Below are 15,491 nucleotides of genomic sequence, written 5' to 3'. Positions count from 1 at the left end.
ACGCGGACCGCGCTCAGACCGCCCCGGCTCCGGTCAGCGAACGGACCTCCGTCTCCGCGTACTTCGCCTCGCGCGGCTCCTCGGCCGAGGTCACCGTGCCCAGCCAGCCCGCCAGGAAGCCCAGCGGGATCGAGACCAGACCGGGGTTCTGCAGCGGGAAGAACTGGAAGCTCACACCCGGGAAGAGGGACTCCGGGCTGCCGGAGACCACAGGCGACAGGACGACGAGCACGACTGCCGGAATCAGCCCGCCGTACACCGACCAGACGGCGCCCCGGGTGGTGAAACCCCTCCAGAACAGCGAGTACAGCAGCACCGGCAGATTGGCCGAGGCCGCCACCGCGAAGGCCAGCCCCACCAGGAACGCCACGTTCAGGTCCTGGGCGAGCAGCCCCAGGGCGATCGCCACCGCCCCGATCCCGACGGCCGCGACCCTGGCCACGGCGACCTCGCTGCGCTGGCGCGCGTGGCGGCGCTTGAGCGAGGCGTACAGATCGTGCGCCACCGAGGCCGAGGAGGCCAGCGTGATCCCGGCGACCACGGCCAGGATCGTGGCGAAGGCGATCGCCGCCACGAACGCGAACAGCACCGCTCCCCCGGTCGACCCGGCCCCGCCGCCCAGGAAGGCCGCGAGCAGCGGAACCGCCGTGTTCCCCGAGGCGTTGGAGGCCCGCACCTCGTCCGGGCCCACCAGAGCGGCCGCCCCGAACCCGAGCACGATGGTCATCAGGTAGAAGCCGCCGATCAGCGCGATCGCCCACACCACCGACCGGCGGGCCGCCCGGGCCGTGGGCACCGTGTAGAAGCGCGACAGGATGTGCGGCAGCCCCGCCGTCCCGAGGACCAGCGCGAGGCCCAGGCTCATGAAGTCGAAGCGCGAGGTCCAGTCCGCGCCGTACTTGAGCCCCGGGCTCAGGAACCGCCGCCCGTGCCCACTGCGCTCGGCGGCACTGGTGAGCAGCTGGTCGAAGTCCCCGTGGAAGCGCAGCAGGACGAGCACGGTGAGGGTGACGGCCCCGCCCATGAGCAGCACGGCCTTCACGATCTGGATCCAGGTGGTGGCCCGCATGCCGCCGAAGGACACGTAGACCACCATGAGCGCGCCGACCCCGATCACGGTCAGCGTGCGGGCGACGGTGCCCGAATCTCCGAGCAGCAGGCCGACCAGGCTGCCCGCGCCGACCATCTGTGCGACGAGGTACAGCACCGAGACGGTGACGGAGGAGGCGCCGGCGGCGATCCGTACGGGCCGCTCGCTCATCCGGGCCACGACCACGTCGGCGAGGGTGAAGCGCCCGCAGTTGCGGACCAGTTCGGCGACGAGGAAGAGCACGACGAGCCAGGCGACGAGGAAGCCCACCGAGTACAGCAGGCCGTCGTAGCCGAAGAGGGCGATCAGCCCGGAGATGCCGAGGAAGGAGGCGGCGGACATGTAGTCGCCGGCGATGGCGAAACCGTTCTCCATCGGGGAGAACAGCCTCCCGCCCGCGTAGAACTCCTCGGCCGAGCCGTGCCGGTTGCGGCTGACCCAGGTGGTGATGCCCAGGGTGACCGCGATGAAGAGGCTGAACAGGATCAGGGCGAGCATCTGGTGTTCCGAGGTCACCGGCCGGCCCCCCGGCTCTGGTTCCGGTTCCGGTTCCGTTCCTGGTCGCGTTCCTGCTCGAAGACCGTCCAGCGCAGGTCGAGCGCGGCCCGGTCCCGGCGCAGCCGCGCGTGCCGGGAGTACGCCCAGGTCAGCAGGAAGGTGCTGAGGAACTGGCCGAGGCCCGCCAGCAGGGCCACGTTGACGGCTCCGAACACGGGCCGGGCCATGATGCCGGGGGCCATGGTCGCCGCGACCACGTAGGCGACGTACCAGAGGAGGAATCCGGCGGTCGCGGGGACGACGAACCCGCGGTAGCGGCTGCGGACCTCCTGGAAGGCGGCGCTGCGCTGCACTTCGAGGTAGATGTCGGACGCCCCGGGCGCGGCCCGGCCGCCGACGGCCGGCCGCGGGGGCGGGGGCGGCGGTTCCCCGCCCTCGCCCTCCCCCCAGCCGACGGCGAGCGCGTCGTACCAGGGGTCGTCGAGCCGGATCGTTCCGGCATCGGGACCTTCGTGCTTGTCCACCGAACTCTCCTTGTCCGCTGCCGCATTGGCCGCGTGCCCACAAGGATGTGCGGTATGAACGTTTTCCGGACTGGTGTCCCGGTGCTCTTCACTCCAACAGGTGATGGAGTGAAGAGCGCCGGTGTGCCGTGGCGCCGGTGTGCGCGTCGGTCAGGCGTCGATGCGCGAGCGGTCCAGGGTGGCCGCGGAGCTCGTGATGAACTCCTTGCGCGGCGCCACCTCGTTGCCCATGAGCAGGTCGAAGACCTGCTCGGCGGAGTCCAGGTCGCCGATGTTGATGCGGCGCAGCGTGCGGAAGCGGGGGTCCATGGTCGTTTCCGCCAGCTGGTCCGCGTCCATCTCGCCGAGACCCTTGTAGCGCTGGATCGAATCCTTGTACCGGACGTTCTTGCGCTGGAATTCGAGCAGGGTCTGGCGCAGCTCGTTGTCCGAATAGGTGTAGACGTACTTGTCCTGGCCCTTCTTGGGCTGGACGAGCTCGATCCGGTGCAGCGGCGGCACCGCTGCGAACACCCGGCCCGCCTCGACCATCGGGCGCATGTACCGCTGGAAGAGCGTGAGCAGCAGGCAGCGGATGTGCGCGCCGTCGACATCGGCGTCGACGAGCAGGACGATCTTGCCGTACCGCGCGGCGTCGATGTCGAAGGTCCGGCCCGAGCCGGCCCCTATGACCTGGATGATCGCGCCGCACTCGGCGTTCTTGAGCATGTCCGAGACCGACGACTTCTGGACGTTCAGGATCTTGCCGCGGATCGGCAGGAGCGCCTGGAATTCCGAGTTCCGTGCCAGCTTGGCCGTACCGAGGGCGGAGTCGCCCTCGACGATGAAGAGCTCGCTGCGCTCCACGTCGTCGCTGCGGCAGTCGGCCAGCTTGGCCGGCAGCGAGGAGGTCTCCAGCGCCGTCTTGCGGCGCTGCGCCTCCTTGTGCTGGCGGGCGGCGATCCGGGTCCGGGCAGCCGCGACGATCTTCTCCATCACGGCGCGCGCCTGCTGCTTGTCGTCACGCTTCGTGCTGGTCAGGAAGGCCTTGAGCTCCTTGGCGACCACGGCCGCGACGATCCGGGCGGCCGCCGAGGTGCCGAGCACCTCCTTGGTCTGGCCCTCGAACTGCGGCTCGGCCAGCCGGACGGTGACGACCGCCGTCATGCCCTCCATCGCGTCGTCCTTGACCACGTCGTCCTCGGCGACGCGCAGCAGCTTCGCCGAGCGGAGCACCTCGTTCACCGTCTTGGCGACCGAGCGCTCGAAGCCGGTGATGTGGGTGCCGCCCTTGGGCGTCGCGATGATGTTGACGAAGGACTTGACCTGCGTCTCGTACCCGGTGCCCCAGCGCAGGGCGATGTCCACCCCGAGCTCGCGGGTGACCTCGGTGGGGGTCATGTGGCCGCGCTCGTCCAGGACGGGGACGGTCTCCTTGAAGGTGCCCTGGCCGCTCAGGCGCAGCACGTCGCAGACGGCCTTGTCCTGCGCGAGGTAGTCGCAGAACTCGCTGATGCCCCCGTCGAAGCGGAAGGTCTCCTCCGTCTTGCCGGCCCCGTCGATGGCGCGCTCGTCGCGGACGACGAGGGTCAGGCCGGGGACGAGGAAGGCGGTCTGGCGGGCGCGCTGGTAGAGCGTTTCCAGGGAGAGCTTGGCGTCCTTCAGGAAGATCTGCCGGTCGGCCCAGTAGCGGATCCGGGTGCCGGTCTTGCCCTTGGCGACGCGCTTGGCCTTGCGCAGGCCGTTGGCGGGGTCGAACGGGCTGTCGGGGCCCTGCTCGGTGAACATGCCCGGAACGCCGCGGCGGAAGCTGATCGCGTGGGTGGAGCTGTTGCGGTCCACCTCCACGTCGAGCCGGGCGGAGAGGGCGTTGACCACGGAGGCGCCGACGCCGTGCAGGCCGCCGGAGGCCGCGTACGAGCCGCCGCCGAACTTGCCGCCCGCGTGCAGCTTGGTCATGACGACCTCGACGCCGGACAGCCCGGTCTTGGGCTCGACGTCGACGGGGATGCCGCGGCCGTTGTCACGGACCTCGACCGAGGAGTCCTCGTGGAGGATCACCTCGATGTGGTCGCAGTAGCCCCCCAGGGCCTCGTCGACGGCGTTGTCGATGATCTCCCAGAGGCAGTGCATGAGGCCTCGGGAGTCGGTGGAACCGATATACATGCCGGGGCGCTTGCGAACGGCCTCGAGGCCTTCGAGGACGAGCAGGTGCCGCGCGGTGTAGTTGGAGCCGTCCCGGTCTGCTCCGGACAGCAGCGCGCTGGAAGGCACGGACGTGTCGGCGGTCACGCAGTTCGCTCCTCGCTGAATTTCTTTTTCTGGCCCTGTCGGGCGCAGGGTGGCTCGGTTGCCCGTCGAAGGGTACCGAGGCCTGGTAGAGCCGATGCAACGCCACCCTCGCGCCTTCATCAGCCTAGTGCAGGACCGCACGGGTGTTCGATCCCCCGACCGGGTGAAGCAAACATCACGTTCCCTTCCACGCATGAACCATTTAGGGTTCGGGCACGTCCTCATGAACAACCGGCACTCAGCCGGGGAGGACGGAACTGCAACAAGCGAACGACTGACAACGCGAAACCGTAAAGCAACGCAATACGGCTCCTTCGCCGCCAACCGGCAGCAGCCGGCCAGCTTCGGAAGGAAGTTTCGAGGAAAAGCCGCGAGCGGGAACGTTTTCGGCCTGGTTGGATGTTGACCCTGGTACGACAGCTCGTCGAGCTAGAGAAGAGGCGACGTGACTACTGTTCTGACACCCGCGACCCCGCTGACGGCCGCTGACCGATGCGACCGTTGCGGCGCCCAGGCATATCTGCGCGTCGTCCTGCTGAGCGGCGGTGAACTGCTGTTCTGCGCCCACCACGGGCGTAAGTTCGAGCCGGAACTCAAGAAGATCGCCGCGGATATACAGGATGAGACCGAGCGGCTCACGTCCGCTCCGACGGCGAATGCCGACACCGAGGACCGCTGACACAGGCCTATACCTCGCATCCGACGAGCCAGGACCGGCCAGGCCGGTCGACGGGCGGCACCCCTGAGACCCAGGGGTGCCGCCCGTCCTCACGTCCGGCGGCGTGCGAGGGGTGCGGCTAGCGGCCCCCGGGCCCGTGCCCCCTGCCCGGCGCACCCGCGGATCCCCGAGGCTCCCCGGCCGCATGCCCCTGTACGGGCCGTGCGGCCGGTCCGGAGGCCCTTTGACCACCCCACGCGACGTCGTGGCCCTCGCTTCGCCGCGGGGCCGTCTCCGGGGCCGTCACGAAGCCGGTGAGCGGTGCGATCTTCGTGTACACCCCCGGGCTGTCGGGGCGCCCGCAGCCCCGCCCCCAGGACACCAGCCCGATGAGCTTGCCCTGGGCGACCAGCGGCCCGCCGCTGTCTCCCTGACAGGCGTCCCGGCCGCCGTCGCGGTGTCCCGCGCACACCATGGAGTCGGACCGGTACTGCCCGTCGGCGTCCCCCGGGTAGGCCCGCCGGCAGACGTCGTCCGCCAGCACCGTCACGCGTGCGGCACGCAGCGCGTACGCGTAGTCGCCGAATCCGCTCGTATCGCCCCAGCCGTACACGGCCGCTTCTCCGCCCGCCTCGTAGCCGGGATGCCCCGCACCGGCCATGGGGAGCACGTAGTGGGCGGGCACGGCCTCGGCCAGCTCCAGTACGGCCAGGTCCCCGGCATTGCTGCGGGTGTCGTACGCCGGGTTCACCCGGGCCGACCTGACCGGGATCTCGCGGCCCTCGGCCGCGCGCAGCTCCGTACGCCCGGTGATCACCCGGAAATCGCGGACGGACTCGATCGGACCGCCCAGCACCTGCCGGCCCAGGCAGTGGGCCGCGGTCAGCACCTTGGTGGGGCCCACGATGACGCCCCCGCAGAACTGGCCGCCCCGCGTACCCCCGAACCGGTCACGGCTGGCGAGGGCCACCACCCACGGGCTGTCGGCCGCCTTCACCGGCTTACCGCCGATCACCACACTGTCCGCGGCTGCGTGCGGCGCTTGGGCCAGCGGCGCCGCGGCCGCCCCCGCCACCAGGGTCAGCGCGCCCGCCAGAGCACGGGAAAAGGGACGACGCATGAGGCCTCCTGACTCTGAGTGTGCATGACTCCACCCAGAGTGGGACGCCAAGTGGCCGTGCGCACCCGCGCACGGCCACCTCCGCAGGGCCTTCGGCCCGTCGTCTCCGGCCCGGCCGGTGCGGTTGTCAGTCCAGGTAGTCGCGCAGGACCTGGGAGCGGGACGGGTGGCGCAGCTTCGACATGGTCTTGGACTCGATCTGGCGGATCCGCTCGCGCGTGACGCCGTAGACCTTGCCGATCTCGTCGAGGGTCTTCGGCTGGCCGTCGGTGAGCCCGAAGCGCATCGAGACCACGCCCGCCTCGCGCTCGCTGAGGGTGTCGAGCACCGAGTGCAGCTGCTCCTGGAGGAGCGTGAAGCTCACGGCGTCGGCCGGGACGACCGCCTCGGAGTCCTCGATGAGGTCACCGAACTCGCTGTCGCCGTCCTCGCCGAGCGGGGTGTGCAGGGAGATCGGTTCGCGGCCGTACTTCTGGACCTCGATGACCTTCTCGGGGGTCATGTCGAGTTCCTTGGCCAGCTCCTCCGGCGTGGGCTCGCGGCCCAGGTCCTGGAGCATCTGGCGCTGCACGCGGGCGAGCTTGTTGATGACCTCGACCATGTGCACCGGGATGCGGATGGTGCGGGCCTGGTCGGCCATGGCGCGCGTGATCGCCTGGCGGATCCACCAGGTCGCGTACGTGGAGAACTTGTAGCCCTTGGTGTAGTCGAACTTCTCGACCGCGCGGATCAGGCCCAGGTTGCCTTCCTGGATCAGGTCCAGGAAGAGCATGCCGCGGCCGGTGTAGCGCTTGGCCAGGGAGACGACGAGGCGGAGGTTGGCCTCCAGCAGGTGGTTCTTGGCGCGGCGGCCGTCCTCGGCGATGATCTCCAGCTCGCGCTTGAGCTTGGGCGCCAGCTTGTCGGAGTTGGCCAGCTTGTCCTCGGCGAAGAGGCCCGCCTCGATGCGCTTGGCGAGCTCGACCTCCTGCTCGGCGTTGAGGAGGGGGACCTTGCCGATCTGCTTGAGGTAGTCCTTGACCGGGTCGGCGGTGGCGCCGGCCACGGCGACCTGCTGGGCCGGGGCGTCGTCCTCGTCATCGGAGATGACGAAGCCCTTGCTCTCGCCGCCGTCCTCTTCCTCCTCGCCCTCCGCCTTGACCGCGCCGGGGCCTTCCTCTGAGGACTCTTCCTCGCCCGCCTCGTCGGAGTCCTTCTTGGCGGCGGTCTTCTTCGCCGCCGTCTTCTTCGCGGCGGTCTTCTTGGCGGGGGCCGCCTTCTTGGCTGCCGTCTTCTTCGCCGCGGTCTTCTTCGCGGGGGACTCGGTTCCGGGCTCCTCCGCGAGAGCGTCCGAGGGCTCCGGATCCACCGTTTCGGCCTCGGGCGCCGCGGCGGCGACGGGCCGCGCGGCCGTCGTCTTCGCCGCGACGGTCTTCGTGGCCGTCCGCTTGGCCGGGGTCTTCGCTGCGACGCTCTTGCGGGTGGTGCGCTTGGGCGACTCCGCGGCACTGACCATCAGCGTCACACCCTCTTCCTCGAGGATCTGGTTGAGGCTGCGCAGAACATTCTTCCACTGGGTCGCAGGAATCTGGTCAGCCTCGAAGGCCCGACGCACGTCATCGCCGGCGATCTGCCCCTCGGCCTTGCCCCGCTCGATGAGCGCCATCACAGACTCGGAATCGGCGATCTCCGGCGGGAGCGTACGGGATGTGCTGGCCGACACGAACAACCTCTCGGAACGATGGAAACGGCTTCCGACCCCGGCCGGATGGTGCTGGACCGGAGCCGACGACCACCGACGGGGGATGGGCCGGGGGCGCGGGCAGGGGCCGGGGAGCTGCACAGCACCCGCAAGGGCTGCTGTCTTCCCTCCGTCGGCCATCACCTCTCTAGGTCATCGCTCGACCTCGCGGAGTGTTACGCCCCAATCTTCGTGGCCCGAGTCACACCCCGGCCGCCCGACCGCCCCGGCGCCCGTCCGGCCGCCCGTCCTCGCGTCAGTGCTCGCGCGGGGCGGGGACCACGCGCTCGACCTCCGGGTGCACCGTCAGCAGCTGGCGCATGGCGTTCTCGGCACCCATCGCGTCGCCCGCGGCGAGGGCCTCGACGATGCGGGCGTGGTGCGCGACGCACGTCTCGCTCGGCCGGTCGCAGGCGGTGATGGGGCTGCCGGAGACCTGGAGCGCGGAGGAGACGATGCCGGAGAGGTGCTCCAGCATGCGGTTGCCCGCGACCTGGATGAGGAGGGCGTGGAACTCGTTGTCGGCGCGCGCGAAGGTGATCGCGTCGCCCTGGCCGAGGGCGTGGCCCATGATCTCGACCATGTCGGCGAGGCGCTGCTGGATGTCCGGGCGCCCGTGGCCGGCCGCGAGGCGGGCGGCGAGGGGCTCGATGGTCCAGCGGAGCTCGCCCAGCTCGCGGCGCTGGTCGTCGCGCTGGGGGCCGAAGGCGCGCCATTCGATGATGTCGGGGTCGAGCAGGTTCCAGTCGGCGACCGGCCGGACGCGGGTGCCGACATTGGGGCGTGCGCTGACGAGGCCCTTGGCCTCCAGCACGCGCAGCGATTCGCGGACCACCGTGCGGGAGACCTCGAAGCGCTGGCCGATCTCCTCGGGGACCAGGGGCCGGTCTGCGCCGAGGTCGCCGGAGACGATCATCTGGCCGAGCTGCTGGACGAGTTGGCCGTGCAGTCCGCGGCCGCGGCTGCCTGCCGCGCGGCGGCCGACCCGGCTCAACTCGACGTCGGCGCCGTCCCAGTGGGGCGCTGCGACGCGGTCGGTCCCGGAGGCCTCCGCGTAGGGGTAGCGGTCGAGTTCGCCCGGGCCGGCGAGGCCGGAGTCGGCGTGGCGGGCGGCGGTCATCATGGTGTGCGCAAGGGTACTCACGAATCCTTTGTCGGCCGTGCCCGGATGACCCTTGAGGTCTTTGGTGAAAAGCACACGAAAGGGTGATCGGTGCCACCTACGCAATTGACGACTTATCGTAAAGAACCGGGCTCTTTGAGGGGAGTTGTGGTCCGGTTCACGTGATGCGGACGGGATCGGTCCCCTTCGGACTTTCTGTGGCACGGCGGCGATCACCATCGGTCCTTTACCAACGGACGCGGCTGCGCAGTCCTGTGAACCCATAGGCGCACAACAGGACCATCAGCGACAACAGCAGGGCCGTGCCCACGGGTTGGGCCATCACCCGCAGGGCGCCCAGGACCAGGCGGTCGGCCTCGGGGGGCCACTGCGCCCAGGCCAGGCCGCGCAGCCTGGCCGCGAGCCCGCTCGCCGCGTACGCGGACGGCCCGTCCAGGGCCTTGCGTACGAGCGGGACGACGATGACCGGTACGGCGAGCACGGCGGCCAGGCCCGCGACCGCCGACCGGAAGACGCCGGAAGCCAGGACGCCGGCCCAGGCGCAGCCGATGAGCAGCCCCGCCCAGCTCACGGCCGGGGCGAGCCATTCCCCGGGCGCGCGCAGCGGGCCTCGGTCGAAGACGAGCTTCAGGGCGGCGGCGTCGGCGGTGACCGCGAGGGCGCCGAAGGCCAGGGCGAGGGCGGCGCCGACCGTCAGCTTGGCGGCGAGCAGGCCCATGCGGCGCGGCACGGTGCCCCGGTCGGCGGCGAGCGCGGGATAGCGGTACTCCTCGCCGAAGGCCAGGGCGCCGAGCAGTCCGGCGCCGAGGGCGGCGGGGGGCAGCGGCAGCGGCTTCGGCCAGGCGGCGAGCAGCCGGTTCTGCGGGGTCCCGCCGGCCCGGGCCAGCACCAGGGCGGTGACGACGGAGACGGCGACGACGGCGGCCGCGGTGAGCAGCGGCGTGGCGGTGCCGAAGACGCGGCGCAGCTCGTAGCGCAGCGGCCGCAGCGGTCCGCCCACTCGGCGCACCGTGGAGGCCGGCCGCATGCTGCGCGCCGCGGCGGTGGCGGCGAGCGCGTGCGCCTGGGAGACGGCGCCGTCCCCGTCCGGCTCGGTGCGCGCCTGCGGCACCGGCGGTGCGGGCGCGCCGGCGTCCCCCGTCTCGTCGGCGAGTTGGTGGACCAGCACGCCGTGCCGGAACGCCGCCTCCCCCACCTCCGCGCAGCTGCTGCCGTACACCGACAGGCGGCTGCCGCTCTCCTCGACGATCTCCACCGCGCGCCGGGCGGCCCGCGCCTCGCGGCCCAGTACGTCGGCGAGCCGGGCGGCGTACGGGCTCCGTACGGCGACCCGCGGCCGCAGCCGGGTCCGGGCGAACTCGGCCGCGTCCTGGTCGGCGACGAGCCGGCCCGCCTCGATGCTGACGACCCGGTCGGCGCTGCGGGCGGCTTCCTTGGCGTCGTCGGTGGTGAAGAGCACCGCACCGCCCAGGGAGGCGTGCCCGCGCAGCAGCCCGTGGAGCCAGCCCCGTTCACGGGGCGAGAGTCCGGCGGCGGGCTCGTCGAGGAGCAGGGTGCACGGGTCGGCGAGCAGGGCGGCGGCCAGCGCGACCCGGCGCTCCATGCCGAGCGAGAGCGAGCCGAGCCGCTGGTCGCGCAGGCCCGCGATGCCGACGACCTCCAGCATGGTGTCGGCCCGGGAGGCCGGCACCCCGGCGGCGGCGCACAGCATCCGCAGCTGGCTCAGGACGGTCCGCGAGGGGTTGCCGGGCACGTCCCCGAGCAGCACCCCGACCTCGCGGCCGGGATACGGGATCCGGTGCAGCGGGCGGCCGCGGAAGTAGGTGACACCGCGGCCCGGTTCGAGTTCGAGCATGAGCCGCAGTGCGGTGGTCTTGCCCGATCCCGGTTCGCCGAGGAGGGCGGTCACGGTTCCCGGGCGGGCCTCTAGGGTGAGGTCGTCCACCAGGGGTGGGAGGTCTCGACGGGGTGTGCTGGTGAGTCCGATGGCCTGGAGCATCGCTTCTCTCGCGGGGGGTGAGACCGCTCTGCGGCAATGTGAGTACCGCAAGCAAGATAACGCGATATGTCCGATTTTCGGGGTAGCCGGGGAGCGTTCGCCTCCGTGTCGGCGCGTCAGACTTCGGGGCGCAGCATCGGCGGGTTGAGCAAGTTCGCCCCACCGGCCCGGAACAGCTGGGCGGGCCTCCCGCCCTGACGGGTCGTCGTCCCCCCGGCCGGCACCAGGAACCCGGGGGTCCCGGTGACCTTGCGGTGGAAGTTGCGGGGGTCGAGGGCCACGCCCCACACGGCCTCGTAGACCCTGCGCAGCTCGCCGACGGTGAACGCGGGCGGGCAGAAGGCCGTGGCCAGCGAGGAGTACTCGATCTTGGAGCGGGCCCGCTCCACGCCGTCGGCGAGGATCCGGGCGTGGTCGAAGGCGAGCCCCGCGGCCGCCTGGTCCGAGGCCGCCAGGAGCTCGTCGACGGGGGCCCAGCGCGCGCTGTTGGCGTCTCCGCCGGCCCGGGGCGCGGGCAGGTCCGGAGCCAGGACCAGGTGCGCGACGCTGACGACGCGCATGCGCGGATCGCGCTTCGGATCCCCGTACGTGGCCAGCTGTTCGAGGTGCGCGCCGTTGTCCGCGCCCGGCTCGGCCGGGTCGTGGGCGCACAGGCCGGTTTCCTCGGAGAGCTCGCGGGCCGCGGCCGCGGCCAGGTCCTCGTCGCCGCGGACGAAGCCGCCGGGCAGGGCCCAGCGCCCCTGGAACGGCTGCTCACCCCGCCGGACGACGAGCGCACAGAGCGCGTGACGCCGCACGGTGAGCACGACCAGGTCGACAGTGACAGCGAAGGGCGGATAGGCCGACGGGTCGTAGGGCGACATGCCGCGATCATAGTCGTCTGCCTGACGATAAACAGAGCTTTGGTGACCACGGAAGCCACGACTGCCCGGCTACCCGCCGAGTTGGAGCGCATCGGCCGCCTCCTCCACCATGCCGAGGCCGAGCCGGCTGATCCGGACGGCGAACGGTTCCCCCGAGACCCGCAGGTCACAGAAGCGCAGGGCGCCGAGCGGAGCCCCGGGCAGCGGGACGACGGCGACCGTGCCCGCGGGGGCGTCGGGACGCAGTCCCGCGAGAGCGGTCAGCGCGTGCACCCCGGCGGCGGCGGCCACCGCCGCCGGGCGGCAGGCCGCCGGGTGCGGGAGCGGCGCGCTGCCCGCGGTGCGCTGCTCGGCGGCGTACATCTCCGGCAGCCGGTACCCGAAGCTCTCCGCGGCGTCCAGCAGGCCCCGCAGCAGCCCCGCGGCCTCGTTCTCGAAGCCCGCCTGGGCGAGGCCGGCGACCGCGACGGCGCTCTCGTACGCCCGCACCGCTCCGGAGCGGTGGCCGAAGGGGTTGTGGCCCGGCTCCCGGGAGGCCATGCTCCGCAGCCCCCAGCCGGAATCCATGGCGGGGGCGCCGAGCAGGCGGGCGAGCTGCTCGGTGCGGACCCGGTCCAGCAGCCCGGGGGCGGGCAGACCGCCGCCGAGCAGGCCCGTGTCCAGGAGATGGGCGGCGGCCCCCGTCAGCCGGGGCAGCGGCCGCCCGTCGGGGTGCAGGGCCGCCGCGGGCCGCCCGCCGTCCGGACCGTCGATCCAGAACCCGTCCCCGAACCTCTTGCGCAGTGCGGCCGCCCACTCCCGCCACTCCTCGGCGCCGGGCCGCCCGCACCCGTCGAGCAGGTCGGCTCCGAGCAGCGCGGCCCGGTGGGCGTGGGCCTGGGTCTCCAGGCGCCGGGGCCCGGGATCGGGATCGGCCAGCAGGCCGTCCGGCCCCAAGGCTCCGCGCAGCCATTCCAGGCACCCTTCGGCCGCCGGGAGGAGCCGGGCCACCTCCTCCTCGGGCATTCCCCAGCGCCGGGCCTCGGCGAGCACTGCCGGGAAGGCGAGGGTCGCCTCGGTGCCGGTGCACCCGGGCGGCAGCTGCGGCCCCGCCCCGCGCAGCGGCCCGGGGATCCGCCCGGCGTCGGGGCCCCGGCCGCCGGTCTGGGTCCGGGCCAGGATGCGCAGCGTGGCCGCGGCGAGCCCGGTCCCGAGCGGCAGCGCCATCCTGGCCGCCCAGAGGGATTCCGCCGGAGCCAGCCCGAGCCGCCAGGGCACTCCGGCGGCGACGAAGGCGTCGGCCGGCTCCTGCGGATCCCGCATCAGCAGGGCTCCGAGGTCCTCGACGCTGCGGTGGAACCAGGCCTCGACCCGCGGGTCGTCCCCCTCGGCCCGGGCGGCGGCCAGCGGATTGGCCACCTGGCCGGCCGGGGCCCGGGAGACGCGGTCCTGCGTGGTCCGCAGCTCGATGGTGCGGGACTCGCCCGGCCCCAGTTCGAGCTGCCAGCGCAGCAGCCCCGCCGAGGCCAGCGCGTCGTCGGGAGCCGGCTCGGCGGCGGTGACGGCCTGGGCCTCCCCGCTGGTCCAGCGCAGCCCGGCGGCGTGCACCCCGGCGGGCAGCTCGGGCCCGGCCCGGCCGGCGGCCACCGCGGCCAGCTCCGCCAGATCGGTGCCGAGCAGCAGCTCCACAGGCAGGCGCAGCGGTCTGGCCGTGAAGCTGCGCACGGTGATCCGCTCGGTGCCGTCCGCGTGCCGCACCCGCTCCACGCCGATGTCGGGGTCGGGGCCCGCCTCCGCCCCGGTACGGACGGTCGCGGTGAAGGCGGCCCGGTCGGAGCCGAGGCTGCGCCCCTGGACGGCGACCGGATCCCGGCCGCCGACGCGGAGCACGCAGCGCGAGAGCAGCCGGCGCCCGGAGCGGTAGATCCCGTCGATCCCCCGCCCGGTCAGCTGGCCGTGCTCCGGCGAGATGACCAGACAGGGTGCGGCGACGCAGATGACGGCGCCGTGCACGGGCGGCAGCTCGGTCCTGCGGGCGGGCGGTACGGAGTGGGCCATGGGTCGCCTTGTCTGGGCTGTCTGCGCTCCGGCCTGCTTCGCTGGGCGGCGGCGCGGCCGGGCCCCCGCCACCCTCCAGCTGAACGCCCCCGCCCCCGCCCGGGTCACGGGCCCCGGTGGCGGCTGCGCCCGCACTGGGCCGTGCCGGTGACGCGGCCTTCGCCGCAGGGCGGTCGCGGCGGTGTCCCGGATCCACCGCGCGCGGCTCCCGGCGCCCCTGCCCGCGCCGGGGCCCCGGTCCCGGCTCACTGGTCGCTCCCCGCGGTGCGGCGGGGTTCCCGGCGGGGCTGCGCCTGGCGGCGGCCCGGAGGGCGGGTCGTGGCTGCGGCGCGCTTGCGGCGGGGTTCCCGCCGCCTCCGCTCCTCCCGCAGGCAGGCCCGCAGCCCCTCCGGGTCGATGCCCTCGTTGCAGGCGTGGTGGAGCAGCTGCGCGAAGCGGTAGTCGGCATCGGCGCGCAGGGCGAGCCCGAGGGCGATCCGGGCCGTCGGCTCGTCTCCGGTGGACCACGACACCCAGCCCGCGAGGGTGAGCGGGGCCGCCGCGTGCTCGCCGTAGGCACCGACGCAGCGACGGGCCAGCGCCCGCCAAAGCCGCAGGGCGGGGGCCGCGTCCTCGCCCTCCATCCACTCGGCGGCGACGTCCCGGATCTCGCGGTCCTGGAGGCCGAGGATCACGGTGGCGGCCTCGTCGTGGCCGAGCAGCGCGTCGTCCCAGTCGTCAGCTCCCGGTCCGCCCTCGACGGGCGGGGCGAGGGTCATCCGCCGCATCAGGGCCCGGGCCAGCGTGACCGTCTCCGCGCCGACCTCCTTCCGGGTGGCCCCGTCGAGGATCTTCGGCACGAGGGCGGCGGCCGCCCGGTCCAGAGCCCGTTCCATCTCGGCCGCCGCGCCGCCGCGCAGCGGTGTCATGCGGCCCTCGATCTCCCGGAGCGAGCCCCTGACCTGGAGTCCGGCGAAGGTGGCAGTCGCCGCCATCACCGAAGTGCCGGTCGCGGCCAGCGGGCTGCCCTCGGCGGGGCAGCACCGCTCGTCGGGGCAGCAGTAGGACCAGTACCGGCCGCCGGAGATGCACAGCGCCTCCATCACCGGCACGTCGAGCGCGCCGCACGCCAGCCGGATGCGCTGGGCCAGCGGCCGCAGCCGGGTCATCACCCGCTGGCCGCTCTCCCCGTCCGCCGGGTCCTGGCAGAGGAAGACGACGATGCCGTCCGGCTTGGCGTCGCGCCGTTCGCTGCCCCGGACCAGGCACTCGGCGACTTGCCGGGCGGTGTCCTCCCATTCCGCCGGGGCCGCGGGGATGCCGACGCGGAGCCGGCCGCCGAAGCGCCCGCCCTCTCCGTGCACGGTGACCATGACGAGGGAGTCGGTCGGGTGGAACCCGAGCATGTAGGGCAGCGCGTCGGCCAGTTCGGCCGGGCTGCGCAGGGTGATCCGGGGGGCGAGGGGGGAGGGTCCGGCCGCGCTGGTGGCGGGCCGGTCGGACGGGATGCGTGATTCGCGGTCGTTCGTCATGCCCCGACGGTCCCGCGGACGATCAGATCCCGAAAGCCCTGTGGATAACTCTTGATCCTTCAACATCCACAGGCTCG

Annotated in this window: 11 protein-coding genes; 1 reads left to right on the top strand and 10 read right to left on the bottom strand. The window is 72.9% G+C overall.

Annotation, left to right across the window (positions count from 1 at the left end; translation table 11 throughout):
- Window positions 1-13: 13 nt before the first annotated feature.
- The 3 genes from ACFYXV_RS17810 to ACFYXV_RS17800 all read right to left on the bottom strand — a co-directional run bounded on the left by ACFYXV_RS17810 (window position 14) and on the right by ACFYXV_RS17800 (window position 4,383).
- Window positions 14-1,606, bottom strand: a complete 1,593-nt coding sequence (locus ACFYXV_RS17810) for a cation acetate symporter (RefSeq protein ID WP_389383386.1) — start codon at window positions 1,604-1,606, stop codon at window positions 14-16.
- On the bottom strand, window positions 1,603-2,112 hold the full coding sequence (locus tag ACFYXV_RS17805) for a DUF485 domain-containing protein (protein ID WP_385460366.1): 510 nt from the start codon (window positions 2,110-2,112) through the stop codon (window positions 1,603-1,605). The genes ACFYXV_RS17810 and ACFYXV_RS17805 overlap by 4 nt, the downstream gene beginning before the upstream one ends.
- A gap of 150 nt (window positions 2,113-2,262) precedes the next feature.
- Window positions 2,263-4,383 carry a type IIA DNA topoisomerase subunit B gene (locus tag ACFYXV_RS17800; RefSeq protein WP_048477576.1) on the bottom strand — a complete coding sequence of 707 codons (2,121 nt, stop codon included), beginning with the start codon at window positions 4,381-4,383 and terminating at the stop codon, window positions 2,263-2,265.
- A gap of 445 nt (window positions 4,384-4,828) precedes the next feature.
- Here ACFYXV_RS17800 and ACFYXV_RS17795 point away from each other — a divergent pair, with 445 nt between their 5' ends.
- On the top strand, window positions 4,829-5,062 hold the full coding sequence (locus tag ACFYXV_RS17795) for a hypothetical protein (RefSeq protein WP_030154305.1): 234 nt from the start codon (window positions 4,829-4,831) through the stop codon (window positions 5,060-5,062).
- A 118-nt stretch (window positions 5,063-5,180) separates the two neighbouring features.
- Here ACFYXV_RS17795 and ACFYXV_RS17790 read toward each other — a convergent pair whose 3' ends face one another.
- The 7 genes from ACFYXV_RS17790 to ACFYXV_RS17760 all read right to left on the bottom strand — a co-directional run bounded on the left by ACFYXV_RS17790 (window position 5,181) and on the right by ACFYXV_RS17760 (window position 15,414).
- Window positions 5,181-6,161 carry a serine protease gene (locus tag ACFYXV_RS17790; protein WP_389383384.1) on the bottom strand — a complete coding sequence of 327 codons (981 nt, stop codon included), beginning with the start codon at window positions 6,159-6,161 and terminating at the stop codon, window positions 5,181-5,183.
- A 127-nt stretch (window positions 6,162-6,288) separates the two neighbouring features.
- The gene (locus ACFYXV_RS17785; RefSeq protein ID WP_389383382.1) at window positions 6,289-7,863 is read right to left on the bottom strand and encodes an RNA polymerase sigma factor; all 1,575 of its coding nucleotides are present in this window, start codon (window positions 7,861-7,863) and stop codon (window positions 6,289-6,291) included.
- 274 nt (window positions 7,864-8,137) lie between these two features.
- Complete coding sequence (locus ACFYXV_RS17780; protein WP_385460356.1) at window positions 8,138-9,079, bottom strand: FadR/GntR family transcriptional regulator; 942 nt, start codon at window positions 9,077-9,079, stop codon at window positions 8,138-8,140.
- Between the two features lie 151 nt (window positions 9,080-9,230).
- A complete protein-coding gene (locus tag ACFYXV_RS17775) occupies window positions 9,231-11,003 on the bottom strand; it encodes an ATP-binding cassette domain-containing protein (protein WP_389383381.1) in 1,773 nt (590 codons plus the stop codon).
- Window positions 11,004-11,119: 116 nt separating this feature from the next.
- The gene (locus tag ACFYXV_RS17770) at window positions 11,120-11,866 is read right to left on the bottom strand and encodes an NUDIX domain-containing protein (RefSeq protein ID WP_366104641.1); all 747 of its coding nucleotides are present in this window, start codon (window positions 11,864-11,866) and stop codon (window positions 11,120-11,122) included.
- 69 nt (window positions 11,867-11,935) lie between these two features.
- Window positions 11,936-13,903, bottom strand: a complete 1,968-nt coding sequence (locus ACFYXV_RS17765) for a glycogen debranching N-terminal domain-containing protein (protein ID WP_389383380.1) — start codon at window positions 13,901-13,903, stop codon at window positions 11,936-11,938.
- Window positions 13,904-14,148: 245 nt separating this feature from the next.
- Window positions 14,149-15,414: a DUF4192 domain-containing protein gene (locus tag ACFYXV_RS17760; RefSeq protein WP_389383378.1), complete on the bottom strand. Its 1,266-nt coding sequence runs from the start codon at window positions 15,412-15,414 to the stop codon at window positions 14,149-14,151.
- Window positions 15,415-15,491: the final 77 nt, after the last annotated feature.

This window comes from Streptomyces sp. NPDC002181 (assembly GCF_042890485.1).
GTDB lineage: Bacteria > Actinomycetota > Actinomycetes > Streptomycetales > Streptomycetaceae > Streptomyces.
This window is presented reverse-complemented; position numbering and strand designations above follow the sequence as displayed.

Bases quoted from the DNA above. Each gene is read 5' to 3' on its own strand.
- ACFYXV_RS17790 (WP_389383384.1), bottom strand. From the start codon at position 6,161: ATGCGTCGTCCCTTTTCCCGTGCTCTGGCGGGCGCGCTGACCCTGGTG.
- ACFYXV_RS17775 (WP_389383381.1), bottom strand. From the start codon at position 11,003: ATGCTCCAGGCCATCGGACTCACCAGCACACCCCGTCGAGACCTCCCA.
- ACFYXV_RS17770 (WP_366104641.1), bottom strand. From the start codon at position 11,866: ATGTCGCCCTACGACCCGTCGGCCTATCCGCCCTTCGCTGTCACTGTC.
- ACFYXV_RS17765 (WP_389383380.1), bottom strand. From the start codon at position 13,903: ATGGCCCACTCCGTACCGCCCGCCCGCAGGACCGAGCTGCCGCCCGTG.
- ACFYXV_RS17760 (WP_389383378.1), bottom strand. From the start codon at position 15,414: ATGACGAACGACCGCGAATCACGCATCCCGTCCGACCGGCCCGCCACC.